Origin of the sequence: Bradyrhizobium viridifuturi, from assembly GCF_001238275.1 — a bacterium.
In the GTDB taxonomy this organism is placed as follows: domain Bacteria; phylum Pseudomonadota; class Alphaproteobacteria; order Rhizobiales; family Xanthobacteraceae; genus Bradyrhizobium; species Bradyrhizobium viridifuturi.
The window spans coordinates 90,119-114,043 of sequence record NZ_LGTB01000027.1; the positions used below are offsets into that span (position 1 = coordinate 90,119).

The window sequence follows — 23,925 nt, forward strand, 5'->3', positions numbered from 1 at the left end:
TCCGGGACTGGCGATTCATTTGACCGCCAAATGACGGAAATGGCGGTTATTTTGGCGAAAACGTTAAGGTTTTTCGGATATCCGGCCGGTTCCAAGATTGACTTTACCGGTTTCGCCCCTATGTTGCGGGGCAACGCGGCCCTCGGATCGAAACGCGATTCGTCAGGTTTGCCGTCCGTCAGCGTTAGTCAGAGCCCCCGAGCTTTATAGAAAAGCGAGCCGTTTCGGGGCCGAACGCGACAGCCTTTTACCTTCGATTCCGAACGGCGGTTTCGACCAGAGGCTCAATGTCTTTTTCCAATCTAGGCCTGTCCGATAAGGTCCAAGCCGCAGTTGCGGCCACCGGTTACACCACCCCCACCCCCATCCAGGAACAGGCAATCCCGCACGTTCTCGCCCGGCGCGACGTGCTCGGCATTGCCCAGACCGGCACCGGCAAGACCGCTGCCTTCGTTCTTCCGATGCTCACCATCCTCGAGAAGGGCCGCGCCCGGGCACGGATGCCCCGCACCCTGATCCTCGAGCCGACCCGCGAGCTTGCCGCGCAGGTGAAGGAGAACTTCGACAAATACGGCGCCGGCCAGAAGCTCAACGTGGCCCTCTTGATCGGCGGCGTCTCGTTCGGCGACCAGGACTCCAAGCTGATGCGCGGCGTCGACGTCCTGATCGCAACCCCCGGCCGCCTGCTCGACCACACCGAACGCGGCGGACTGCTGCTCACCGGCGTCGAGCTGCTGGTGATCGACGAAGCCGACCGCATGCTCGACATGGGCTTCATCCCCGACATCGAGCGCATCTGCAAGCTCGTCCCCTTCACGCGGCAGACCCTGTTCTTCACCGCGACGATGCCGCCGGAAATCAGCCGCATCACCGAAGCCTTCCTGCACAACCCGGCCCGGATCGAAGTCTCCAAGCCCGCAACGACTGCGGTGACCGTGACCCAATCCCAGGTGCCGGCCGGCCGCGAGCCGCACGAGAAGCGCGAGATCCTCCGCCGCCTGCTGCGTGACGCCAAGGACCTCAACAACGCGATTATCTTCTGCAATCGCAAGCGCGAAGTCGCCGTCCTTCACAAATCGCTGCAGAAGCACGGCTTCAGCGTCGGCGCCCTGCATGGCGACATGGACCAGAGCGCACGCATGGCCGCGCTCGATCAATTCCGCAAGGGCGAGCTGCCCCTGCTGGTGGCCTCCGACGTCGCCGCCCGCGGCCTCGATATCCCGGCCGTCAGCCACGTCTTCAATTTCGATGTGCCGCATCATCCCGACGACTACGTCCATCGCATCGGCCGCACCGGCCGCGCCGGACGTACCGGCACTGCGATCTCCATCGTCACCCCGCTCGACAGCAAGTCGATGGCCGCGATCGAGAAGCTGATCGGCCAGCAGATCCCGCGCACCGAGGGCGACTACACCGTTCACAGCGAAGCCGGCGACGAGGATGCCGCGCCGCGCCGCTCGCGCAGCCGCGACGGTTCGCGCGAGGGTGCCCGTGGCGGCCGCAAACCGCGGCGTGAGCGCGAAGCGCGCCATGGCGAACGCGAGCCGCGTCACGACCAGGAGCCCCGCCAGGAGCGTGCAGCCAAGCCGGAGCGCGAGCCGCGCCATGGCCGCGGCAGTTCGCCTCAGGCTGCTCCGTCGCACGTGCCGTCGATCGGGCGTGCCGAGCCTCGGCGGCCGCAGCGCGAGGTCGACCACGAGCCTGCCGATCATTCGCACCTGCCCGCCTTCCTGCTGCGACCGGTGCGCGCACGCGCCTGAGGCTTGCCGTGCAGCCGCCGCGCCAGCGGCGGCCAATCCGGACCGTTGACGTTGCCGCCTAGCTGTCACCGCACCTGCTGATCTCCGGCGTTTGAAGCAAATGCGCGCGGTTTTCGTATCGCACTGGCACGCAAGCGAAATGCTGCCGAAAGCCGCATGCAAACGCGACAGCGGAAGGTGCATCAACGACAGTCACGGCCGGCGTCCCGTAGTTCTACTGTTTACCTTGCCTTCACTCTCGTCCCGTACCCTCGCCCCAATAATTTAGTCATTGCTGCCGGGCACGACCGGCATGGGCGCATTGAGGACGTAACAGTGGTCAAACTGCTGGACGAACACGAACGTACGTTGGCCTTTGCCGAAGTCGCGCTTGGTCAGATCCGCTCGCTTCGCCAGACTGCCGTCCCCCGCAACTATGAGATCTGGTACGTCTACGCGACCGGATACAACGCTCCGCTCAACAAGGTCATCAACGAGACGCTGGCGCGCAGCGGCAAGCTCTCTGAATCCGATCTCGAGCAGATCTACGAAACCTACCTTTCGCACATCAAGACCTCGGACCGCATCGACAAGGTCGGCGCCCGCGTCATCGGCGAGATCGATGCCGTCATGAAGCTGATCACCGATGCGCTCGGCGTGTCCGCGACCTATGACGCCAGCCTCGTCGGCGCCAGCGACCGCCTCTCGACCGCGACGACCCGCGACCAGATCAAGACCATCGTCGAGGGGCTCGCCAAATCAACCCGCGAGATGCGCGAGACCAACCAGGCGCTGGAGAACCGGCTTGCGCTGTCGAAGTCGGAGATCAACGAGCTGCAGCACAGCCTCGAGGCGATCCGCGCCGAAAGCCTGACCGATCCGCTCACCGGTCTCGGCAACCGGAAATATTTCGACCGCTCGATGGACATGGCAGTGCAGGCGGCATTGGCCAGCGGCGAGCCGCTGTCGCTCCTGATGTTCGACATCGACCATTTCAAGTCGTTCAACGATTCCTACGGCCATCTCACCGGCGATCAGGTGCTGCGGCTGGTGGCGCAGTCGCTGAAGCAGACCATCAAGGGTCAGGACATCACCGCCCGCTACGGCGGCGAAGAATTCGCCGTGGTGCTGCCCAACACCGCCCTGCGCCAGGCGCTGACGGTCGCCGACCATATCCGCCGCGCCGTGATGGCGAAAGAATTGAAGAAGAAGTCGACCGGCGAGATCCTCGGCCGCGTCACGATCTCGGTCGGCGTCTCCATGCTGAAGCCGACCGACGATACGGATGCGCTGATCGAGCGCGCCGATGCCTGCCTCTACGCCGCCAAGCGCGCCGGCCGCAACCGCGTGATCTGCGAGGCCGATCCGGAATTCAGTGCCGAGACCCAGACCCGCGTCGCGTGACCTGGAAGCGGGATAGAGAGACGCGACCGCGTCCGATCCCGCCATCCTTCATTTCGTCGCAAGTTCAAGGCATGCCGTCTCAGACCTGCCTTCGATGGAAGCGATATAGCAGCACGCCAAGAGCGGTAGTGGCGATCGCGTAGAACAGCATGACATCGACGTTCGGATGTCCCTCGAGAAGCGTCAGCATGTTTTCCCTCCTGGCTATCGCGAGGCCGACTTGGCGCCGCATACGGCCTCAAATGTCGCTCGTGACCCATTCCTTCGCACTGGCACCGGCCATCGAGCGGACGCGCTCCTCGTCGCCGGCGAGTTCGGCCGCACTGCCGCTGTAGATGATCGCACCATCATCAAGCACGTAAGCGCGATCGGCGACGGCAAGACTGACCCGGACATTCTGTTCGACCAGCAGGATCGAGATTCCCTCCTGGCGCATTGTCTTGATGATCTGAAAAACTTCCTTGACGATCAGGGGAGCAAGTCCCTGGCTCGGCTCATCGAGCAGGAGAAGTTTTGGGTTGAGCAGCAAGGCTCTCGCGATCGAAAGCATCTCCTGCTCGCCGCCGGAAAGCTGCCGGCCGCGATTGTCCCGTCGTTCGGCGAGGCGCGGGAAGGTCTCGAAGACGCGCGTGGTATTCCATGGACCGGGGCGCACGGCGGGAACCCGCAAATTGTCCTCGACGGACAGGTTGGCGAAGATCTTGCGCCCCTCCGGCACGTAACCTACGCCGAGTCCCGCCACCCGATAGGGTGACATCCGCGTCGCATCTGTCCCGAACAGCCTTACATTGCCCTCGCGGGGTGGTGTCAGCCCCATGATGCTGCGCAGCGTCGTCGTCTTGCCGGCGCCATTGCGGCCAAGCAGAACGACAATCTCGCCCTCTTTCACCGTCAGGCCGACATCGTGAAGGATGTGGCTCTTGCCGTAGAACGTCTGCAAGCCCGAGACCTCCAGCGGCGTCATCGGCTCTCTCCAAGGTAGGCGGCCTGCACCGCCTCCGAGGCGGCGATCTCGTCGGGCTTTCCTTCGGCAAGCAAGCCGCCCTGATCGAGCACCGTGATGTAATCGGCCAGGTGAAACACCACGCGCATGTCGTGCTCGATCAACACAATGGTGTAGTTCCTCTCCCTGTGCAGACGGCGAATGAGCGTCGTGATCTCGTACGTCTCCTGATCGCCCATGCCGGCCGTCGGTTCATCGAGCAGCAGCAAGCGCGGAAGCTGCGCCAGCGCCATTGCAATCTCGGTGGTCCGCTGGTCGCCGTGGGAGAGTTCTCCCACCAGGCGGTCCGCTTTGGCCGTGAGTCCGACAAGCGCCAGCATCTCGGCTGCGACGTCGTTGGCCAGCTTGGCGTCGGCCCGGTTTGGCAGCATGTGCAGGGTCTGGCCCGCCTTGACCTCGGCCGCGGTGAGCACGTTCTCGTGGACGGTCAGCTCCGGAAAGACCTCGGTGATCTGGAAAGTGCGCCCCATGCCGAGCGCAACCCGCTGATGCGCGGGCACGTGCGTCACGTCCTCGCCCTGAAACAGGATCGATCCCTTCGTCGGCGGAAAGTACCCGCTGATCATGTTGAAGAACGTCGTCTTCCCCGCCCCGTTCGGGCCGATGATGGCGCGCAATTCGCCGATCTTCACCGACATCGACACGTCCTTCACGGCAACGAGATTGCCGAAACGCTTCGTGATGTTCCGAACCTCGAGCATCGCTACGCCGATCCGCGGATCCGCCGCATGCCGAGCAAGCCGCGCGGAAAGAACAGCACAACCAGCACGAAAATCGCGCCGACAAAGGACATCCAGTTCACGGTCATCGACGAGATGTAGTCCTGCAGCACCACGAACAACGCCGCACCGACCAGCGGCCCCCAGAACGTCCGCATGCCACCCATCACGCACATGACAACGAAATAGCCCGATAGCGAGTAGTGCAACGCCAGAGGATCCGCGAAGTTGTTGAGCAAGGCATAGAGCGTGCCCGCAAGCGCGGTGAAGAAGCAGGAGATCGAGAACGACAGCCATATCTGACGTTCGACCGGGATCGCCAGGAAGCGCGCACGACGCTCATTTTCCCGGATCGCCCGCAACGTATGGCCGAACGGCGAGCGCACCAGAAGGCCCATCAGGCCGACGGCAGCCGCGAAGACGGCGAGAAGGAAGAAATAGAAGCGATCGCCACCTTGGGCGATGTCGAGCGTCAGCCGGCCAAATCCGATCGGCTCGCGGTGGAAGTCGCGCAAGCCATCAAAGCCTCCGGTGAAGTCATTCCAGCTATAGGCCAGGTAGTACCAAAGCTGCCCGAACGCGATGGTGCACATCGCAAAATAGACGCCGCGGCGGCGAACGATCAGGAGGCCGAACAGGCTGCCTGCCAACCCACCCAGGAGCGTTCCCAACAGCATGGCGAGCGGAGTGCTGTGCGCGAGATACCGCAACGTGAGGCCGGCGCCATAGGCGCCGAGTCCGAAATAGGCGGCATGGCCGAAACTGAGGACGCCCGTGAAGCCGAGCAGCAGGTTCAGTCCCATCGCGGCCAGTCCGAACACCAGCACGCGCCCCGCGAGCGCCGTGTAGCCACCAAGCAACGGGAGCCAGTACGGAACCGCGATCAGGACGGCCCAGACCAGGATGAGCACACCCCATCGCGGGACGATCGGGCTCCGCCTGGCCGCGACCGAAGTGATGGCCGGGCTCGTGCCGACGTCGGTGCTCATGCCATCATTCCTTCCTCGCCCATCAGGCCCCGCGGACGAACCAGAAGGACGATCATCATGATCGCATAGATCACGGCCTCGCTTCCGGCCGGAAAGAATACCGTCGTAAGCGCCGCCGCCACGCCGATCAGCAGCCCGCCAAACAGCGTGCCGATCAAGCTCCCGACGCCGCCGACGATGATCGCGATGAAGCTCGGCATCAGCAGATCATCGCCCATGTTGGGATTGAGGCCGATCTGCCCGGCGGCGAGCACCCCGCTGAGACCGGCCAGCAAGCAGCCAAGCGCGAAATTGAAAGTTCGCAACAGGCTGATATTGACGCCGAGCGAAGCCACCGTCTCGAGATCGAGCGTGCCGGCCCGGATGCGTATGCCGATGCGCGTGTAACGAAGGAACGCGAACAGCCCGAGCACGGCGACGATAACGACCGCGACCATGAAGACGCGATACCAGGTGATGAAGAACAGGGTTGGATTGATCGGCTGCGACAGGAACTCGGGCAATCCGAGCGGCAGCCCGTTGGGTCCCCAGATGAAGCGAGCGGCATCCTGCATCACGAAGGCGAAGCCGAACGTCAGCAGCAGGCTGTAGACCGGATCGCGATTGTAGACGCGCCGGATCATCAACCGCTCGACCGCGAGACCGATCAGCGCCGTGATCAGGGGCGCGACCAGTAACGCCCCCCAGTAACCGAGCGTCGGCGACAAGGTGAAAGCAAGATAGCCGCCGAGCGCCAGGAAGTTGCCGTGAGAGAAGTTGATGACGTTGCTGAGATTGAGGATCAGCGACAGGCCCAACGCCATCAGCACATAGAACGCGCCGATGATGAGACCATTGGTGACGTTGAACAGTATGACCTGGATCATCCGCCCCTCCGGGCCGCCAATTGTTCAGCCGATGGGTCGGGTCAGGCCGGCTCCACCATCTTGCAGCCGGTGTCAGCCACGGACCCTGCGGCCTCTTCGCCAGGGACGAGCGTCGCGGCCGTGAACACGTCATCCGGCGAGGACTTCGACGGGTGCACTTCGCCGACGAAGATGTTCGGCATCAATTCATGATCTCCGGCCCGGTAGCGCACCTTTCCCGGCTGCAATGCAACGTCGGGCGGCAGCTCGAGGTCCTCGAGCGCCTTCGCCATTTTCGGGCCTTCCAGCGATTTCGCCCTCTCGGCCGCAAGCCGGACCGTGTGCATCGCCACGTAGCCGAACCAGTCGCGGGCGGACGGCGTCTTCTTGGTGGCCGCGCGGAAATCGCTCACGAACTTCACGACCTCGGGTACGTTGGGCTGATTCCACCACCACTCCATTGTCCACCAGCCGGTCTGAGCATCGGGCGGACATCCCTTGATGCTCTCGAGTTCGAACAACGCGCCCCCGAGTGCCATCTCCTTCTGCATTCCGAACTGCGTGAACTGCTTCATGCAATTGATCTGGGTCAGGCCCCCCATGTTGTTGAGCAGGACATTCGGCTTGTAGGCCTTGGCCTTGATCAGCGTCGCCGAGAAATCGGTGTTGTTGATCGGGAGCATGTCTCCCTCGTACGTCCCGCCGGCCTTCTTCAGCGCCTTGATGAAGGCGTCCTGCAACGTGTGCCCGTATGCGTAATCCGGCGTGACGAAGAACCACTTCTTGCCAAACTTCTTCACCAGCTCCGGCGTGACCGCGTTGGCGTCCATCGTCGTGGTATTGCAGATGCGGAAGACATTCCATTTGCAGTTCGTGCCGGTGATCGGATCAGTGTGACCGCCAGGAACGATGTGGAAGACCTTCTTCTCGTTGGTCACTTGCGACATCGCATAGGCGATGCCGGAATTCACGTCGCCGAGAATCACAGCGACATTGTCCCGATCGATCAGCTTTCGGGTCTTCTGCACGCCGGTGCCGACGTCGTTCGCGGAGTCTTCGACCAGAAGCTGGACCTGGCGACCCAAAATGCCGCCCTTCTTGTTGATATCGGATTCGGCGTATCTGGCGCCGTCAACCTCGCTTTGAGCCAGCGCGGAAAGCACGCCGGTCAGAGGATTGACCATTCCGATCTTGATCGGTTCGTCCGCCAACGACTTGACGATGAATGGCACACCAATCACCTGGCTTCCAGCCAGAGCGAATCCGGACTTGATGAGCGTACGACGATTGATCGAAAGCCGAATCGTAGCCATTTACGTACCTCCCGGTTTTGTCGTCTTTTTTGCGAACGCTATTTCATGAAGACAAACTCATTCCTGCTGCCCCAAATGATCCCGAAGAGATCACAGTCTCGAAGACCAAGGGCGATTTGACATCGCTGTTAGGAATTGGGCGCGCGGCGCGGCTCTCTGTTCTTCCTGCATCGCAGGATGCGGCAGCTACGGCGCTCCGATGCGGCAGATTGCCTCACTCCTTCCGAAGCACAAATTCGCAATTCGTCTAACTTTGCTGCGGTTGTCCCGTCTCGACTAACGGACACGCCGTGTTCGACTTGCTGCCGTGCAGCATCGGACGTTCGCCGCAACATGAACTTTGCGAAGGAATCCCGATCGCTCGGGAAAATGAATCGGACATCGCCCGCGGCGCATCGCAAACGTCCGATACGGCTACCGCATCGTGCGGAAGAGCGCGAAGCGGCCTTCCGGAAAAATCATGCTCGAACAAGAATCCAAAGCGCGATGATGCATCACCCGATTGCATCGTGCTTTAGCGAGTCCGGCGCACCCGCTTCGCTTTGCTTCGGCTGGATTTCTTTTTCGGGTGCGCTTTCCGGAGCGACGATCGTTTTGTGGCGGGCTTCTTCACCGGCTCGCTGCTCAGAACCGTCTTCGCGCGAGGCTTCGCCTTGCGCGTGCGCGGCCGCTTGCGCAACGCCGCACGTTGGGCCGCGCCGAGCGCAAGGCGTGCCCAGACGGCGAGCTCCTCGGCATCGTCGAACAGCCGCGCCGGCAGTTGCCAATAGGAGTTCACCGTGACCGTCTTCGAACTCGTCTGGTACTGGAACGGCTTCGAGCCCTCCGCCTCGAATTGCGGGATGGTCTCTTCGTCGGCGCGAAAGTAGAGCCCGGCACGCAAGGCCAGCGCGAAGTTGGTGCCGTCGGCGGAGATACCGTAACCGGAGAACATCCGGCGCAGCGTGACCGGGCCGAAATCGACGAACAGGTCGGTGAGAAATTCACGGTCCATGTGCCCACCCTCATTGCAGCGCAACCGGACACGCCTGCCGAGCCCGCTGGCTGAGCAGTATGGTCGACGAGTACGTCGACCCGCAACGATGGTGGCATCTGGTTCAAAGCGCGAGCGCGATTGCGCGCTCGCCGGTGCGGCAGCGATCAGACCGTTGCCGGCTTGAGCTGCACCGATTCGCCGCAGCCGCAGGCGGAGACCTGGTTCGGGTTGTTGAACACGAACTGGGCCTGCATCTTGTCGGCAACGTAGTCCATCTCGGTGCCGAGCAGGAACAGCACGGCCTTCGGATCGACCAGGATCTTGACGCCCTTGTCCTCGACCACTTCGTCGGTCGGACGGATTTCATGGGCGTATTCGACGGTGTAGGACTGACCGGCGCAGCCGCCGTTCTTGATGCCGACGCGCAGGCCGACGATCTCGGAATCGGCGCGCTTGGTGAGCTCGCTGATCCGCTCCGCCGCCGCGTCGGTCAGCTTCATGACCTGCGGTCGCGGCCGCTTCGGCTTGGCTGGGGTTGGTGAAGCTTGCGTCATGTCACTCATGTGGTCAGTCCCAGCGGCAAATCAATTGCCGATCTTCTCGAGCCTAAGTCCAATCCCCTAACGCATCACCACATATTGAGGACGAGGCGCGCCTCGTCCGACATCCGGTCCGGCGTCCAAGCCGGATCCCAGACCAGATTGACGTTGACGACACCGACGCCGGGAACGCTGGCAACCGCGTTCTCGACCATGGTCGGCAGTTCGCCGGCAGCCGGGCAGTTCGGCGTGGTCAGGGTCATCAGGATGTCGACCGAACGATCATCCTTCAGGTCGACCTTGTAGATCAGGCCGAGCTCGTAGATGTCGGCCGGGATTTCCGGATCGAACACCGTCTTCAGCGCCGCGACGATCTCGCCGCTCATGCGCTCGGTCTCCTCCGCCGGCAGTGCCGAGGTGGTTTCCATGGTGGCCGTCTTGACTTCGGCTGTATCGGTCATGCGAACAATTCCCGCGCCTTGATCAGCGCCTGCGCCAGATGGTCGACTTCTTCCCTTGTATTATACATCCCGAAGGACGCACGGCAGGTAGCCGTCACGTTGAACCGCTCTAAAAGCGGCATCACGCAATGCGTGCCGGCGCGCACCGCGATGCCCTGGCGGTCGATCACGGTCGCGACGTCGTGGGGGTGCGCTCCCTTCATCTCGAAGGAGATCACCGGGCCCTTGTTGCGGGCGGTTCCGATCACCCGCAGCGAATTGATCTCGCGCAGGCGATCCTGCGCATAGGTGAGCAAATCATGCTCATGCGCGGCGATCCGCTCCTTGCCGATGGAATTGACGTAGTCGATCGCGGCGCCGAGCCCGATCGCCTCGACGATCGGCGGCGTCCCGGCCTCGAACTTGTGCGGCGGATCGCCATAGGTGACCCAGTCCTTGGCCACTTCGCGGATCATCTCGCCGCCGCCGTTGAACGGCCGCATCGCGACCAGATGCTCGTGCTTGGCGTAGAGCGCGCCGATGCCGGTCGGCCCGTACACCTTGTGGCCGGTAAAGGCATAGAAATCGCAGTCGAGGTCCTGGACGTCGATCGGCAGATGCACCGCGCCCTGCGCGCCGTCGACCAGCACCGGAATGCCGCGGGCGTGCGCCAGCCGGATCACCTCCTTGACCGGGACCAGCGTGCCCAGCGCGTTCGACATCTGAGTGATGGCGACGATCTTGGTGCGCGACGTCAGGAGCTTCTCGAATTCCTCGATCAGGAAGTTGCCTTCATCGTCGACCGGCGCCCACTTGATCACGGCACCCTGGCGCTCCCTGAGGAAGTGCCACGGCACGATGTTGGAGTGGTGCTCCATGATCGAGAGGACGATCTCGTCGCCCTCCTTGATGTTCTCTCCGCCCCAGGACGACGCCACCAGATTGATCGCCTCGGTGACGTTGCGGGTGAAGATGATCTCCTCACTGCGGCGCGCGTTGATGAACTGCGCGACCTTGCCGCGGGCGCCCTCATAGGCCTCCGTCGCGGCATTGGCGAGGTAGTGCAGGCCGCGATGCACGTTGGCGTATTCGCTCTTGTAGGCCTCGGTCATGCGGTCGAGCACCGCATTCGGCTTCTGCGCCGAGGCCGCGTTGTCGAAATAGACCAGCGGCTTGCCGTAGATCTGCATGGCGAGCGCCGGGAAATCCTGCCGCACCAGCGCGACGTCGTAAGAACCGTTGGCGACCGCCTTGTGCATGCTCACGCCCTCGCCTCCAGCCAGCGCTGCGCGGTGGCAATTGCCACCTCACGCAACGCGTCGCTGGCAATGCTTTCGATCGCCTCGCCGACAAAGGCCTGGATCAGAAGCGCCTGCGCTTCCTTCTCGGGCAGTCCGCGGGCGCGCATGTAGAACAGCAGGCTCTCGTCGAGCGCACCGGTGGTCGCACCGTGACCGCAGGTGACGTCGTCGGCGAAGATTTCGAGCTCCGGCTTGTTGTCGGCTTCCGCGTCGTCGGACAGCAGCAGCGCGCGCGTCATCATCTTGGCGTCGGTCTTCTGCGCGTCCGGACGGACGATGATGCGGCCCTGGAATACGGAATGGGCGCGGTCGTCGACGACGGCACGGAAGATCTCGCGGCTCGCGCAGTGCGGCACCGCGTGATCCATGAACAGCGTGGTGTCGGCGTGTTGCGTGCCGTTGATCAGGTTGACGCCGTTGGTCTCGACCTTCGAGCCCTCGCCGGCGCAGGTCACCGTCAGCTGGTAGCGGCTGACATGACCGCCCGAGGTCAGGCCGAAGGTGTTGAAATGGGCGTGGGCGCCGAGCGACACCGTCGCCGAGGAAATGTTGAAGGCATCGACGCTGTCTTCGATCAGACGCACGTGATCGAGCCGTGCGTTGTCCCCGATCGAAACGATCAGCCCGTCATGGGCCTGATAGGCCTTGGCGCCCTCGCCGGCGAGATAGCTCTCGACCAGCGTCACGCCGGCATCGCGGCCGAGCCGGAGCAGCGAACGCGTGAACATCGAGGCCGGGGCCGTTCCGGATGCGACGTGTACGATGTGCAGCGGCTGCACCAGCACCGTGCCGTCCGCGACCTCGATGACGACGCCATCGGTCGCCATCGCACCGTTCAGCGCAATCATCGGATTGGAGACGTCGGTCGCGATGGCCTGCGTCGAGAGTGCGCCGTCGCCGGCGTCGAGCACTTCGCGCAGCGGGCGGATGGTGAGGCCCTTGTCGAGATTGCCGAGATCGGAGAGATCAGCAGCGAACGCGCCATCGACCAGCACCAGGCGGCGTACGCCGTCGATCGCCCGCAGCTTGACCGCGGCAGCAGCGCGACCCAGCGCCGCGGCATCCGGCGCAGGCGCGAGCGGCAGCACCTCGCGCATCAGCGCGCGCAGGTCAGTGTATTTCCAATCCTCGATCCGGCGATGCGGCAGGCCCAAGCGCTCATAGGCGTCGAACGCCTGGCGGCGCTGATCGGCGATCTTGCCCTTGCCCGGCAGACGGTCGCGCGCGACGGCGAATGCATCGCTCAGCGCGCGCCCGGTCTCGGTCTTTGCGACAACGTTCATCTGAGAACCCGTATCCGTCAGGCAGCGTCTTCGAACTGCGCGTAACCGGACTCTTCCAGCTCCAGCGCCAGTTCCTTGCCGCCGCTCTTCACCACCCGGCCCTTCGACATCACGTGCACGACATCCGGCACGATGTAGTTGAGCAGCCGCTGGTAGTGGGTGATCACGACCATCGCGCGTTCCGGCGAGCGCAGCGCGTTGACGCCGTCGGCGGCGATCCGCAGCGCGTCGATGTCGAGGCCGGAATCCATTTCGTCGAGGATGCAGACGGCCGGCTCGAACAGCGCCATCTGCAGAATCTCGTTGCGCTTCTTCTCGCCGCCCGAGAAGCCGACATTGACGCCGCGCTTCAGCATGTCCTGCGGAATGTTCAGCGATTTGGCGACCTCACGGACCTTCTTGAGGAAGGCCGGCGACGAAATCTCGTCCTCGCCGCGCGCCTTGCGCTGGGCATTGAGCGCCGCGTGCAGGAAGTTCCAGGTAGTCACACCGGGAATCTCGACCGGATACTGGAACGCCAGGAACACGCCCTTGGCGGCGCGCTCGTTGGGCTCCATCTCCAGGAGGTCCTCGCCCTTGAACAGGATCTGGCCACCGGTGACTTCATAGCCCGGCTTGCCGGCGATGACGTGGGAGAGCGTCGACTTGCCGGAGCCGTTCGGCCCCATGATCGCGTGCACTTGCCCCGGGTTCACCGTGAGCGACAGCCCGTGGAGGATCTCGCGCTCCTCGACACGAACCTGCAGATCTTTCACTTCAAGCAGAGACATCTGATTTTTCCTGAGCATCACCCCGAGGCGCGTCGGCCGCGCCCTCACACGGGATGGATTAGCCAACCGAACCTTCAAGGCTGATCGAGATCAGCTTCTGCGCTTCCACCGCGAATTCCATCGGCAGTTGCTGCAGCACATCCTTCACGAAGCCGTTGACGACGAGGCCGACGGCTTCCTCCTGCGAGAGCCCGCGCTGGATGCAGTAGAACAGCACGTCCTCGGAAATCTTCGACGTCGTCGCTTCATGCTCGAACGTCGCCGAGGAATTCTTGGCCTCGACATAGGGCACGGTGTGCGCGCCGCATTTGTCGCCGATCAGGAGCGAGTCGCAGGCGGTGTAGTTGCGCGCGCCCGTGGCCTTGCGATGTGCGCTGACCAGGCCGCGATAGGTGTTCTGCGACTTGCCGGCGGCGATGCCCTTGGAGATGATCCGGCTCGACGTGTTCTTGCCGAGGTGGATCATCTTGGTGCCGCTATCGACCTGCTGGAAACCGTTCGAGATCGCGATCGAGTAGAACTCGCCGCTCGAATTGTCGCCGCGCAGGATGCAGCTCGGATACTTCCAGGTGATCGCCGAACCGGTCTCGACCTGGGTCCAGGAGATCTTGGAGTTCTTGCCGCGGCAGTCGCCACGCTTGGTGACGAAATTGTAGATGCCGCCCTTGCCCTCGGAATTGCCGGGGTACCAGTTCTGCACCGTCGAATACTTGATCTCGGCGTCATCGAGCGTGACGAGCTCGACCACGGCGGCGTGCAGCTGGTTCTCGTCGCGCTGCGGCGCGGTGCAACCTTCGAGATAGGAGACGTAGGAGCCCTTGTCGGCGATGATCAGCGTGCGCTCGAACTGACCGGTGTTGCGCTCGTTGATGCGGAAGTAGGTCGACAGCTCCATCGGGCAGCGCACGCCCGGCGGCACGTAGACGAACGAACCGTCCGAAAACACCGCCGAGTTCAACGTCGCGAAGTAGTTGTCCGAGGTCGCACCACGGTGCCGAGATATTTCTGCACCAGTTCGGGATGCTCGCGGATCGCCTCCGAGATCGGCATGAAGATCACGCCAGCCGCCTTCAGCTCCTTCTGGAAGGTGGTCGCAACCGAGACCGAATCGAACACGGCATCGACCGCGATCTTGCGGTTCGCCGACGGCGGTCCGCCCGGCGGGGGCTCGACGCCCTCGAGGATCGCAACCTCGCGCAGGGGGATGCCGAGCTTCTCATAGGTCTTGAGGATTTCCGGATCGATCTCGTCGATCGACGACAGCGTCTTCTTCGGCTTCGGCGCCGCGTAGTAATAGATGTCCTGGTAGTCGATCTTCGGATAGTCGACGCGCGCCCAGGTCGGCTCGGTCATGGTCAGCCAGCGGCGATACGCCTCCAGGCGCCATTCCAGCATCCAGGCCGGTTCATTCTTCTTTGCTGAGATGAAGCGGACGGTGTCTTCCGACAGCCCCTTTGGGGCCTTGTCGGACTCGATCTGCGTCTCAAACCCATATCGATACTGGTCGACGTCGATGCGCCGGACGCGCTCGACCGTCTCTTGTACAGCAGGCATTCATATCCTCCGCTCGCGGTTTCAAGGACCGCGGTGGATCTCAGTTCCGAAATTCTCTTACGATGCTTGAAGACGAAATCCGCTTAGAACAGTTCAAGCTGTGTTTCGTCGTTCCCCCTTAACTAAGGTATCGGCGAGCTTTCGCCAAGCCTTGAGGGTCAAATCCACGTCTGTCTCCGTGGTAGACCAGCCAAGACTGAGCCGCACCGCTCCCTGGGACACCTCCGAACGGTACCCCATTGCCTCCAAGACGTGGGACGGCTGGACCTTGCCGGACGAACAGGCGGAACCGGAGGACACCGCGATTCCCCCGAGGTCGAACCCGATCACGGCCGTTTCGGCCTTCATCCCCGGTGCGGTGAAAAGAACGGTATTCGGCAACCGTTTTACGTCGTCGGAGAACACCAGCAGGTCCGGCGTCTGCCGCAGCCCGTGCTCGAGCCGGTCACGCAGTCCCCTGACGCGGGCGGCGTCGGCCTTCAACGCCGCCATCGCGGCCTTCGCAGCCGCACCAAAGCCTGCGATCCCCGCGACGTTCTCGGTCCCGGCCCGCCGCCCGAGCTCCTGCCCGCCGCCGCGCAGCGACGCCTCCAGTCCTTCGACGCCTTCGGCGAGCACCAGCGCGCCGGTGCCCTTCGGTCCGCCGATCTTGTGCGCCGACAGCGTCACGAGATCGGCCTGGGTCGAAGCGAGGTCGAACGGAATCTTGCCGAACGCCTGGATCGCATCGACATGCAGCAGGCCGCCGGCCGCGTGGACGATCGCGGCGACGTCGGCCACTGGCTGGATGGCGCCAGTCTCGTTGTTGGCCAGCATCACCGAGACCAAAGCTGGCGGACCTTCCGCCAGCAGCGCGCGCAGATGATCGAGATCGATCACCCCGGCGCGCGTGACATTGATGGTGCCGATCGCTTCACGCGAAAACCGCCCGCCCGCGAGGACGGACGCATGCTCGATCGCGGACACCAACAGCCGCTCGACCGGCGCGCCCGCACCGCGGTGCAATCCCGGCGTCAAGGCGAGCGCATTGGCTTCGGTCCCGCCGGAGACAAACACGACGTCCTGCGACCGGCCGCCGACCGCCTTCGCCACCGCATTGCGCGCATCCTCGACCAGCCGGCGCGCGCGGCGTCCTTCGCTGTGCACCGAGGACGGGTTGCCGCTCAACTCCCACGCCGCAGCCATCGCCGCTTTCGCCTCCTGGCGAAGCGGCGTGGTGGCATTCCAGTCGAGATAGACGCGATCGGCCATCGAGCTTGTCCGCGGCAACCACCGTGGTTGCGGCCTTCCATTGCGACATAACGACAGTCGGGCGGCGAGACCAGATCAGAGTGAGCGGCGCCGGAGATTTTTCACGCCCACGGAAGACCTCACCTGTGCTGCCAGGCGAGACATCCGTTTGCGGCAAGCGCGATAGCAATGTGACAAACCAAAACTTCAGGTAGCCAACGAGCAATTCGGCGTGTTGATCCGGATCGCGCGTCGCCGCGCGGATTCACGCCGGCCAAGCGGCACAATTTCCTTGATTTTTGCCCCTTGCGTCATGCTAGAAGGCCCTCCAGCGTGCCGCCCAGCGGCGCCTGTGCCGATTTCATCATGAGCCGCCCTGTTCGCGCCCCGCCGCTGAAGATGGCTCCAACCGGTTGATTGATCGACGTCAATCAAGGGAACGCGTCAATCAAGGGAACACAATGCCTGAAGTGATTTTCACCGGCCCTGCTGGCCGTCTCGAGGGCCGCTATCATCCGGCCAAGCAGAAGAACGCGCCGATTGCGATGATCCTGCATCCGCATCCGCAGTTCCACGGCACGATGAACCACCAGATCGTCTATCAGTGCTACTACGCGTTCGCGCATCGCGGCTTCTCGGTGCTGCGCTTCAACTTTCGTGGCGTCGGCCGCAGCCAGGGCTCGTTCGATCACGGCACCGGCGAACTCTCCGATGCCGCAAGCGCGCTCGACTGGGCGCAGGCGATCAATCCCGAGGCGCGTGCCTGCTGGGTCGCGGGCTTCTCGTTCGGCGCCTGGATCGGCATGCAGCTCCTGATGCGCCGGCCGGAGGTCGAGGGCTTCATCTCGATCGCGCCGCCCGCCAATCTCTATGACTTCTCGTTCCTCGCGCCCTGCCCGTCGTCGGGCCTGATCGTGCACGGCGACAAGGATGCCGTGGTGCCGCCCAAGGACGTCAACACGCTGGTCGAGAAGCTGAAGACGCAGAAGGGCATCGTGATCGACCAGCAGGTGATCCCCGGCGCCAACCACTTCTTCGACGGCAAGCTCGAGCCGCTGATGGAGACGGTAACCGGCTATCTCGACATGCGCCTCGCCAACGTGCGGTGACGCCGACGCTTTGGTAGCCCGGATGGAGCCAACGGCGCGCGCGAACGGGCGCCCGATGGCTCCATCCGGGCTACGCATTTACTCCGGCGCCAGCTTCAGCGCCGCGATCCCGATCAGCACCAATGCTATCCCCGTGACCTTCATCGGGTTCAACGCCTCGTTGAACAGCAGCACCCCCATGGTCAGCGTGCCGACCGCGCCGATGCCGGTCCAAACCGTGTAGGCGACGCCGACGCCGAGCACCTGCAGCGCGCGTCCGAGCAGGAACACGAACGCTGCGAGCAGCACGAGCGAGACCAGCGTCCAGCCGAGCCGCGTATAGCCCTCGGCATATTTCATCGAGATCGCCCAGCCGACGTCGAGAAGACCGGCGACGACCAGCGCGACCCAGGCAATGGAATGCGACATGGCTTACGCGGCAAGCTTCAGCATGTGCGCGCGGTGGCCGACCAGGAACGCGTGCAACAGCGCGGGATAATCGGGCGACACCGCGCTGCGCACGCTCGGCCGCTGCGCCAGTGCGCTGCGCCAGGCACGGAGTTTTGGCGTATGGGTGAATACCGCGAGGTCGGTCAGCTGATCGAACAGATCGAAATAACGGAAGATCGGCGCGAACACCGCATCGACCAGGCTGAACTTCTCACCGGCGAAGAACGGGCCGGCGCCGAGCGCAGCCTCGACGCGCGCGAATTTTGCCGCCACCGCCTGCCGCTTGCTCTCATGCGTCGCAGCATCAGTTGCGGTCTCCAGTCCCCAGAGATCACCGAGGATAGCCGAGCCGAACTCCATCCAGGCGCGATGCTCGGCGCGGGTGAGCGGATCCTGCGGATGCAGCTTCGCGCCGGCTTGCGTCTCCTCGATGTACTCGCAGATCACGTTGCTCTCGAACAGCGCGACCTCCTTGCCGTCGTCGCGGGTCACGACCAGCACCGGCACCTTGCCGAGCGGCGAGATCTTCAGGAACCAGTCCGGCTTGTTGGCGAGATCGATGTCGATCCGCTCGAACGGCACGCCCTTCTCCTGCAGCGCGATCACCGCGCGTTGTACATAGGGACAGAGCTTGTGGCTGATCAACTTCAGGACGGCCATGACGAACCTCGCGTTCAATGCAACTGCATCCAACTAAATGCAGCGGCATGGAACTGTCAAGGTAGATGCATTTGCATCTAAATCACGGTCGCGCGATAATGCCACCGGTCATCGGGATCGGCACCCCCGTGGTGGCGGGGTAGCTCAGCGGCAGGCCCTTCATCCCGCGCGCGGCCAGGAAGCCGAAAGCCTGCGCCTCGATCGCGTCCGCGGCCCAGCCGAGCGCCTCGGCAGGCTCGACGGTCGCCGGCGCCAGGCGCTCGCGCAGCATCCGCAGCATCGTGAGGTTGGAGGCGCCGCCGCCGCAGATGATCCAGCTCTTCGGCCGTTTCGGCAGCAGCGGCACGACGCGGGCGATCGCGGCCGCGGTGAACGCGGTCAGCGTCGCGGCGCCATCGGCCGGCGCCACGGCGCCGAGCTTCAGGCCGGCAAAGTCGTTGCGGTCGAGCGATTTCGGCGGTGGAACCGAGAAGAACGGCAGCTTGAGCGCCTGCGCGATCCAGGCCTCGTCCGGCTTGCCGAGGGCTGCGAACTTCCCGGCGGTGTCGAACGGCTGATGCATCTGGCGGAACATGAAGTCGTCGAGCAGCGCGTTGCCCGGCCCGGTGTCGCAAGCGATCAGCGTGTCCGAGCCATCGATATATGTAATGTTGGAAACACCGCCGATATTGACCACGACGATCGGCCCCTCGCGGTTCAGCGACTGGGCCAGCGCACGGTGGTAGACCGGCACGAACGGCGCGCCCTGCCCGCCGGCTTCGACGTCGGCGGCACGGAAATCATGCATCACCGGGATGTGGATCGCCTTGGCGAGAGCCAGGGCGTCGCCGATCTGGACCGTCAGCCTCCGCTCGGGGCGATGCAGCACGGTCTGGCCATGGAACCCGACGATATCGATCTCCTGCGCCGAGATCCGGTTCTGCGCCGTGAAGGCGGCGACCGCCTCGGCGTGGGCTGTGGTGACGGCCTGCTCGGCCTGCCGCAGGATCCCCGGCCGGGCGTCGCGTTGCGACAGATGAACGGCCTCGGTCAGCGCCTGGCGCAGCAGGCTGCGCTCGCCCTCGCTATAGGGACGATAGCCCGAAGGTCCGAAGGCCTTGATCTGCCGGCCGTCGGTCTCGATCAGTGCCACGTCGACCCCGTCGAGCGAGGTCCCGCTCATCAGACCGAGTGCCGTTAACATCATTGTAGAAGCGCCCCAGCCGGGAACCCCCGGCTTGTCTCAAACAAGTACATCCTATAATGCCACTGCGCGTCCGCCTGCGGCAGCCTCAAGCATCAGGGTTCCGCAAATAGATGCAAAAACCGTAAAACAAGAATGATCTGGCTCGCCGACAAATGACTGCATTTAAATCGGATTTCCTGAACACTCTACAGGAACGCGGCTTCGTTCACCAGTGCTCCGATTTCGAGGGCCTCGACGCGCTGGCCGCGAAGGGCGAGGCCACCGCCTATGTCGGCTATGACTGCACCGCGCCGTCGCTGCACATCGGCAACTTCCTGACGATGATGATGCTGTACTGGCTGCAGCAGAGCGGCAACAAGCCGATCACGCTGATGGGCGGCGGCACCACGATGGTCGGCGACCCCTCCGGCAAGGACGAGACGCGCGCGATGCGTACGGTCGCCGAGATCGAAGCCAACAAGGCCTCGATCCGCGGCGTGTTCGCCAAGGTGCTGCGATATGGCGACGGCAAGTCCGACGCCATCATGCTCGACAACGCCGAGTGGCTGACCAAGCTGAACTGGATCGAGATGCTGCGCGACATCGGCCGGCACTTCTCGGTCAACCGCATGCTGACGATGGATTCGGTGCGGCTCCGGCTCGAGCGCGAGCAGGAGATGAGCTTCATCGAGTTCAACTACATGGTCTGCCAGGCCTACGACTTCGTCGAGCTGTCGCGCCGCGCCGGCTGCCGGTTGCAGATGGGCGGCTCCGACCAGTGGGGTAACATCGTCAACGGCGTCGATCTCGGCCGTCGCATGGGCACGCCGCAACTGTTCGCGCTGACCACGCCGCTGCTGACCACCGCCTCCGGCGACAAGATGGGCAAGACCGCCAAGGGCGCGGTATGGCTCAACGCCGACCAGTTCTCGCCGTACGACTTCTGGCAGTACTGGCGCAACGTCGAGGACGCCGACGTCGTCAAGTTCCTCAAGCTGTTCACCATCCTGCCGATCAGCGAGATCAACAAGCTCGCGGCGCTCGCGGGCGGCGAGATCAACGAAGCCAAGAAGGTGCTGGCGACCGAGGCGACCGCCCTGCTCCACGGCCGCGACGCAGCCGTTGAGGCCGCCGAGACCGCGCGCCGCACCTTCGAGGAAGGTGCGCTGGCCGAAACCTTGCCGACGGTGGAAATTCCGCGCGGCGAGTTTGAAGCCGGCGTCGGCGTGCTCGCCGCCTTCGTCAAGGCCGAGCTCGTCGCCTCGAACGGCGAAGCGCGCCGGCAGATCAAGGGCGGCGGCCTGCGCGTCAACGACGCTTCGGTCACCGATGAGAAGATGCTGCTGACGCCGGCCAATCTGACGCCGGAAGGCGTGGTGAAGCTGTCGCTCGGCAAGAAGCGCCACGTCCTGCTGAAGCCTGCATAGGCGCATTCGCTTTTGTCGGTTGTCGGGAGTGCGGAAAACGCGCTCCCATCTTTCCGATGGACCAGACCACGCTTCCGAACGACGTGTTTGCCGCACCAGCCAAACAGTCACGCACGGCGCTGAACGTGCTCGCGCTCTGCTTCGTGCTGTCGGTGCTCGGGCGCGGCCTCAGCGACAGCTTCACGGTCTTTCTGAAACCGATCTCGGAAAATTTCGGTTGGGATCGCGCCTCTGTTGTATCGGTCTATTCGCTGACCTGGCTCGCCAGCGGCCTCACCGCGCCGCTGGTCGGACGCTTGTTCGACCGCTCCGGCCCGCGCCTGGTCTATGCGCTCGGCCTGTCGCTGCTCGGTTGCGCCTTCCTCGTCGCCTCGCGCGCCGAGCAGCTCTGGCAATTCCAGCTCAGCGTCGGGCTCTGCGTCGGTTTCGGGACCGCGCTGATCGGCAACGTCTCGAACTCGATCCTGCTCGGCCGCTGGTTCGGGCCGCGGCTGACGACCGCGATGGCCGTGATGTATTCCGCGACCGGCGCCGGCCTCCTGCTGCTGCTGCCGCTGTCGCAGGTGCTGATCGACCGGATCGGTTGGCGCGAGGCCTATCAGGTGTTCGGCATCGGTGCGCTCTGCCTGCTTGTTCCGCTGGTCTTGCTGCCGTGGCGGCTGCTCGCCGGCGGCTCGCCGCATATCGTGAAGAAGGCCGAGAGCAATCTGGCCGATGAAGGCTGGACGTTGCTGCGCGCCATGCGCCATCACGCCTTCTGGGCGCTGTTCTCGACCTTCTTCTTCACCGCGGTCGCGATGTACGCGCTGACGGCGCAGATCGTCGCCTATCTGATCGATGTCGGGTTCCCGCCGCTGCAGGCGGCCACCGCCTGGGGCTTCTCCGGCGTCGCGCTGTTCGTCGGCATGCTCGGCGTGTCGACCCTCGACGGCATCATCGGCCGCAGGCCGTCGGTGCTGTTCAGCTACGGCGTCTCGATAGCAGGCATCATCCTGCTCTGGCTGCTGCAATGGTATCCGAACTACTGGCTGCTGACCGGCTTCATCGTCTGCTTCGGCAGCATGATCGGCTCGCGCGGCCCGCTGATCACGGCGACCGCGCTGAAGATCTTCCGCGGCGAGCGCGTCGGCACGATCTATGGAACGATCATGATCGGGAGCGGTCTCGGCTCCGGCCTCGGCTCATGGGGTGGCGGCCTGATCCACGACTGGACCCACAGCTACAACCCGCTGATCGCCTTCGCGCTCGTCAACGTCGTGCTCGGCCTGATCCCGTTCCTGGTGGTGCCCGCGCTTCGGCGCTGACGGCCGATCGCCATCGACTTCGCCGCACCACCCCCGGTTCATCACGGACAAACAGCTTGCCGGGCACTGGAGCGTCTATCCATCAACTATTTGGTGCAATGCAAAGAAGTCGCCGACCTATCCGCAGCCGGTGAAGTTGTCGGCGCGTGTGACGCGGTTTAGATTGAGCGATGCCGAACATCACGAACGATCGCAACGTAAGGAGGCGTGATCGCATGGGGATTTTCGCTCCTCAATCGCCTATGATCTTGACTTGAATATCTTTGCATATGCAAAATCAATCCTCGCCAACGCCCGAAGAGCTAGCGAACACTCTTCGCGAATATTCGAAACGCACGGCGATCATAAATGCAATGCTCGCCTTTGTGGGTTTGGGCGTGACCCTGTACGTCTACCTGAACTTTCCAATCCCCTCCCAAATCATCCGTCATGGACTCGATAAGTTTGGTAGACCGCTTGAGCCTGAGAGCTCAATATCCTACCTCTTTTCCATCCCATGCTTTCTGATTTGGCTTGTCGTGATGCCATGGTTCGGAGGCAAACGAGCAGCCAGCATGACCGCTGATGCAGCCGCCACTAGAGTGCGGGAGATATCGCCTTTGATCGGTTGGGCAAGACCGATAGAACCATCCGCCGCATTCTATCAAGTACTGTGTATCGGCCTAGTAGGCTCTCAAGTCCTCGTACTCAGCTTCACAATCTTCCGCGCCGTCTCAGTCGCAATCGGCAAGTTCTGACAGTCCGCTGCTGAGCCCCGCAACTTGCGCTCGCCTGTCTCGGAATTACAATCCGAGCGGCGCAGCCAGCCCTTAGCCCCACCACTGGGCCGTCGCTATCCACTTTACATAGCCTTATGGTGCTGGAGGAGATTTAGGTCCAATGCCTGCTTGGTTTGATCTGCTCATTGTGTGTTGGGTCGTCGGCTTCGTGATCTTGGGGACCCGGATTTGGTGCCGAAACCGGCCCAGCGCGCGCGGCGAACGCATCGCACTTGTCGTCCGGGCGATCGTCGTTTCCGGAAAGGGCTCGCCGGCTCGCAGCTGATATCGCAGCCGCTGTCGCGGCCGAGTTCGTGCGACAGCGTGATATGTCGCGATGGGCCGCATCCGGAAATGGCCACCCGCCTCTCTTTGTCAGCTCGTCGGCGGTCGCGAGCAGGCTGGTCAATTGGGGCAATATTTGAATATGATGATCCCTGCGGGCCTGCGCACGGTGCATGACAATTGCAAATTCCTCGACGACCAGGGAGGAATATCCATGTTTCGCAAACTCGTAATTGGCGCGCTGGGCGCCATGACGGTCTTGTTCTCCACGACGGCATTCGCGCAAGGCACTGCGTCGGACGCTAAGGCCATGCTTGAAAAGACGGTAGCAGCCATCAAGGCCGATAAGGCCAAGACGCTGGATGCGATCAACAAGGGGGAAAATGGCTTCCTTGTCGGTGACCTCTATCCCTTCTGCTTCAATCTGAGCGACGCACTCCTCGTCGCGATCGGCAATCCCAACGTCAAGGGTTTGCTCGGCAAGGATGCGAGGACATTCAAGGACCCTACGGGCGATGTGTATGGCCCAAGGCTCTATGACGCGGCAAAAGAGGGCAAGGTCAGCGAGGTCAGCTACATGTCGCCCAAGGCCGGTGCCGACAAGACATGGGTGCCGAAGGCGAGCTTCGTCACCGCGGTCGCCGGCCTCGGATGCGGCGTCGGTTACTACAAGTAATCCGACC

At 63.4% G+C, this 23,925-nt stretch carries 21 protein-coding genes and 1 pseudogene; 6 read left to right on the plus strand and 16 right to left on the minus strand.

Annotated elements, in window-relative coordinates:
* Positions 1-287: 287 nt before the first annotated feature.
* Complete coding sequence (locus ALC15_RS24055; protein ID WP_050629407.1) at positions 288-1,760, plus strand: DEAD/DEAH box helicase; 1,473 nt, start codon at positions 288-290, stop codon at positions 1,758-1,760.
* A gap of 315 nt (positions 1,761-2,075) precedes the next feature.
* The gene (locus ALC15_RS24060; RefSeq protein ID WP_050629408.1) at positions 2,076-3,143 is read left to right on the plus strand and encodes a GGDEF domain-containing protein; all 1,068 of its coding nucleotides are present in this window, start codon (positions 2,076-2,078) and stop codon (positions 3,141-3,143) included.
* Positions 3,144-3,381: 238 nt separating this feature from the next.
* On the opposite strand, the gene ALC15_RS24065 is transcribed toward ALC15_RS24060, so the two are convergent.
* From ALC15_RS24065 to ALC15_RS24125, 13 genes and pseudogenes are all read right to left on the minus strand, one after another.
* Positions 3,382-4,107: an ABC transporter ATP-binding protein gene (locus ALC15_RS24065; RefSeq protein ID WP_050629409.1), complete on the minus strand. Its 726-nt coding sequence runs from the start codon at positions 4,105-4,107 to the stop codon at positions 3,382-3,384.
* A complete protein-coding gene (locus tag ALC15_RS24070) occupies positions 4,104-4,847 on the minus strand; it encodes an ABC transporter ATP-binding protein (protein WP_050629410.1) in 744 nt (247 codons plus the stop codon). Before ALC15_RS24070 ends, ALC15_RS24065 begins: the two co-directional genes overlap by 4 nt.
* A 2-nt stretch (positions 4,848-4,849) precedes the next feature.
* Positions 4,850-5,854 (minus strand): branched-chain amino acid ABC transporter permease, encoded by a 1,005-nt coding sequence (locus tag ALC15_RS24075; protein ID WP_094194065.1) that lies wholly within the window; start codon positions 5,852-5,854, stop codon positions 4,850-4,852.
* The gene (locus ALC15_RS24080) at positions 5,851-6,720 is read right to left on the minus strand and encodes a branched-chain amino acid ABC transporter permease (RefSeq protein WP_050629411.1); all 870 of its coding nucleotides are present in this window, start codon (positions 6,718-6,720) and stop codon (positions 5,851-5,853) included. Before ALC15_RS24080 ends, ALC15_RS24075 begins: the two co-directional genes overlap by 4 nt.
* Before the next feature lie 41 nt (positions 6,721-6,761).
* Positions 6,762-7,940: an ABC transporter substrate-binding protein gene (locus tag ALC15_RS24085; protein ID WP_244486232.1), complete on the minus strand. Its 1,179-nt coding sequence runs from the start codon at positions 7,938-7,940 to the stop codon at positions 6,762-6,764.
* Between the two features lie 586 nt (positions 7,941-8,526).
* Entirely contained in the window at positions 8,527-9,006 is a 480-nt protein-coding gene (locus ALC15_RS24090; RefSeq protein WP_050629413.1) for a TfoX/Sxy family protein, read from the minus strand.
* 146 nt (positions 9,007-9,152) lie between these two features.
* Positions 9,153-9,542, minus strand: coding sequence for a HesB/IscA family protein (locus ALC15_RS24095; RefSeq protein ID WP_050629414.1), 390 nt, complete (start codon positions 9,540-9,542; stop codon positions 9,153-9,155).
* 74 nt (positions 9,543-9,616) lie between these two features.
* The gene (locus tag ALC15_RS24100; RefSeq protein ID WP_021081118.1) at positions 9,617-9,988 is read right to left on the minus strand and encodes an SUF system Fe-S cluster assembly protein; all 372 of its coding nucleotides are present in this window, start codon (positions 9,986-9,988) and stop codon (positions 9,617-9,619) included.
* Positions 9,985-11,232: a cysteine desulfurase gene (locus tag ALC15_RS24105; protein ID WP_094194066.1), complete on the minus strand. Its 1,248-nt coding sequence runs from the start codon at positions 11,230-11,232 to the stop codon at positions 9,985-9,987. Before ALC15_RS24105 ends, ALC15_RS24100 begins: the two co-directional genes overlap by 4 nt.
* Positions 11,229-12,551: a Fe-S cluster assembly protein SufD gene (gene sufD / locus ALC15_RS24110; RefSeq protein WP_050629415.1), complete on the minus strand. Its 1,323-nt coding sequence runs from the start codon at positions 12,549-12,551 to the stop codon at positions 11,229-11,231. The genes ALC15_RS24105 and sufD overlap by 4 nt, the downstream gene beginning before the upstream one ends.
* Positions 12,552-12,568: 17 nt before the next feature.
* Positions 12,569-13,321 (minus strand): Fe-S cluster assembly ATPase SufC, encoded by a 753-nt coding sequence (gene sufC, locus ALC15_RS24115; protein ID WP_050629437.1) that lies wholly within the window; start codon positions 13,319-13,321, stop codon positions 12,569-12,571.
* A 58-nt stretch (positions 13,322-13,379) separates the two neighbouring features.
* Positions 13,380-14,875, minus strand: a pseudogene (gene sufB, locus ALC15_RS24120) (Fe-S cluster assembly protein SufB).
* A gap of 93 nt (positions 14,876-14,968) precedes the next feature.
* On the minus strand, positions 14,969-16,126 hold the full coding sequence (locus ALC15_RS24125) for a cysteine desulfurase family protein (protein ID WP_050629416.1): 1,158 nt from the start codon (positions 16,124-16,126) through the stop codon (positions 14,969-14,971).
* A 440-nt stretch (positions 16,127-16,566) separates the two neighbouring features.
* Between ALC15_RS24125 and ALC15_RS24130 the strand changes: the two genes are divergently transcribed.
* Entirely contained in the window at positions 16,567-17,214 is a 648-nt protein-coding gene (locus ALC15_RS24130) for an alpha/beta hydrolase (RefSeq protein WP_016843213.1), read from the plus strand.
* Positions 17,215-17,292: 78 nt separating this feature from the next.
* On the opposite strand, the gene ALC15_RS24135 is transcribed toward ALC15_RS24130, so the two are convergent.
* The 3 genes from ALC15_RS24135 to ALC15_RS24145 form a co-directional block, all read right to left on the minus strand.
* Entirely contained in the window at positions 17,293-17,622 is a 330-nt protein-coding gene (locus tag ALC15_RS24135; protein WP_050629417.1) for a DMT family transporter, read from the minus strand.
* 3 nt (positions 17,623-17,625) lie between these two features.
* On the minus strand, positions 17,626-18,303 hold the full coding sequence (locus tag ALC15_RS24140; RefSeq protein ID WP_050629418.1) for a glutathione S-transferase family protein: 678 nt from the start codon (positions 18,301-18,303) through the stop codon (positions 17,626-17,628).
* 82 nt (positions 18,304-18,385) lie between these two features.
* On the minus strand, positions 18,386-19,489 hold the full coding sequence (locus ALC15_RS24145; RefSeq protein WP_050629419.1) for an anhydro-N-acetylmuramic acid kinase: 1,104 nt from the start codon (positions 19,487-19,489) through the stop codon (positions 18,386-18,388).
* 152 nt (positions 19,490-19,641) lie between these two features.
* Between ALC15_RS24145 and tyrS the strand changes: the two genes are divergently transcribed.
* From tyrS to ALC15_RS24165, 3 genes are all read left to right on the plus strand, one after another.
* Complete coding sequence (tyrS, locus tag ALC15_RS24150; RefSeq protein WP_050629420.1) at positions 19,642-20,895, plus strand: tyrosine--tRNA ligase; 1,254 nt, start codon at positions 19,642-19,644, stop codon at positions 20,893-20,895.
* Positions 20,896-20,951: 56 nt separating this feature from the next.
* Positions 20,952-22,199 (plus strand): MFS transporter, encoded by a 1,248-nt coding sequence (locus tag ALC15_RS24155; protein ID WP_050629421.1) that lies wholly within the window; start codon positions 20,952-20,954, stop codon positions 22,197-22,199.
* 1,095 nt (positions 22,200-23,294) lie between these two features.
* Positions 23,295-23,918, plus strand: coding sequence for a cache domain-containing protein (locus ALC15_RS24165; protein ID WP_244486233.1), 624 nt, complete (start codon positions 23,295-23,297; stop codon positions 23,916-23,918).
* Positions 23,919-23,925 lie beyond the last annotated feature (7 nt).

Excerpts from the sequence above, each read along its gene's own strand:
- ALC15_RS24055 (WP_050629407.1), top strand. The coding sequence starts at position 288 with ATGTCTTTTTCCAATCTAGGCCTGTCCGATAAGGTCCAAGCCGCAGTT.
- ALC15_RS24065 (WP_050629409.1), bottom strand. The coding sequence starts at position 4,107 with ATGACGCCGCTGGAGGTCTCGGGCTTGCAGACGTTCTACGGCAAGAGC.
- ALC15_RS24070 (WP_050629410.1), bottom strand. The coding sequence starts at position 4,847 with ATGCTCGAGGTTCGGAACATCACGAAGCGTTTCGGCAATCTCGTTGCC.
- ALC15_RS24075 (WP_094194065.1), bottom strand. The coding sequence starts at position 5,854 with ATGAGCACCGACGTCGGCACGAGCCCGGCCATCACTTCGGTCGCGGCC.
- ALC15_RS24080 (WP_050629411.1), bottom strand. The coding sequence starts at position 6,720 with ATGATCCAGGTCATACTGTTCAACGTCACCAATGGTCTCATCATCGGC.
- ALC15_RS24090 (WP_050629413.1), bottom strand. The coding sequence starts at position 9,006 with ATGGACCGTGAATTTCTCACCGACCTGTTCGTCGATTTCGGCCCGGTC.
- ALC15_RS24095 (WP_050629414.1), bottom strand. The coding sequence starts at position 9,542 with ATGACGCAAGCTTCACCAACCCCAGCCAAGCCGAAGCGGCCGCGACCG.
- ALC15_RS24100 (WP_021081118.1), bottom strand. The coding sequence starts at position 9,988 with ATGACCGATACAGCCGAAGTCAAGACGGCCACCATGGAAACCACCTCG.
- sufD (WP_050629415.1), bottom strand. The coding sequence starts at position 12,551 with ATGAACGTTGTCGCAAAGACCGAGACCGGGCGCGCGCTGAGCGATGCA.
- sufC (WP_050629437.1), bottom strand. The coding sequence starts at position 13,321 with ATGTCTCTGCTTGAAGTGAAAGATCTGCAGGTTCGTGTCGAGGAGCGC.
- ALC15_RS24125 (WP_050629416.1), bottom strand. The coding sequence starts at position 16,126 with ATGGCCGATCGCGTCTATCTCGACTGGAATGCCACCACGCCGCTTCGC.
- ALC15_RS24130 (WP_016843213.1), top strand. The coding sequence starts at position 16,567 with ATGCCTGAAGTGATTTTCACCGGCCCTGCTGGCCGTCTCGAGGGCCGC.
- ALC15_RS24135 (WP_050629417.1), bottom strand. The coding sequence starts at position 17,622 with ATGTCGCATTCCATTGCCTGGGTCGCGCTGGTCGTCGCCGGTCTTCTC.
- ALC15_RS24140 (WP_050629418.1), bottom strand. The coding sequence starts at position 18,303 with ATGGCCGTCCTGAAGTTGATCAGCCACAAGCTCTGTCCCTATGTACAA.
- ALC15_RS24145 (WP_050629419.1), bottom strand. The coding sequence starts at position 19,489 with ATGATGTTAACGGCACTCGGTCTGATGAGCGGGACCTCGCTCGACGGG.
- tyrS (WP_050629420.1), top strand. The coding sequence starts at position 19,642 with ATGACTGCATTTAAATCGGATTTCCTGAACACTCTACAGGAACGCGGC.
- ALC15_RS24155 (WP_050629421.1), top strand. The coding sequence starts at position 20,952 with ATGGACCAGACCACGCTTCCGAACGACGTGTTTGCCGCACCAGCCAAA.
- ALC15_RS24165 (WP_244486233.1), top strand. The coding sequence starts at position 23,295 with ATGGGCCGCATCCGGAAATGGCCACCCGCCTCTCTTTGTCAGCTCGTC.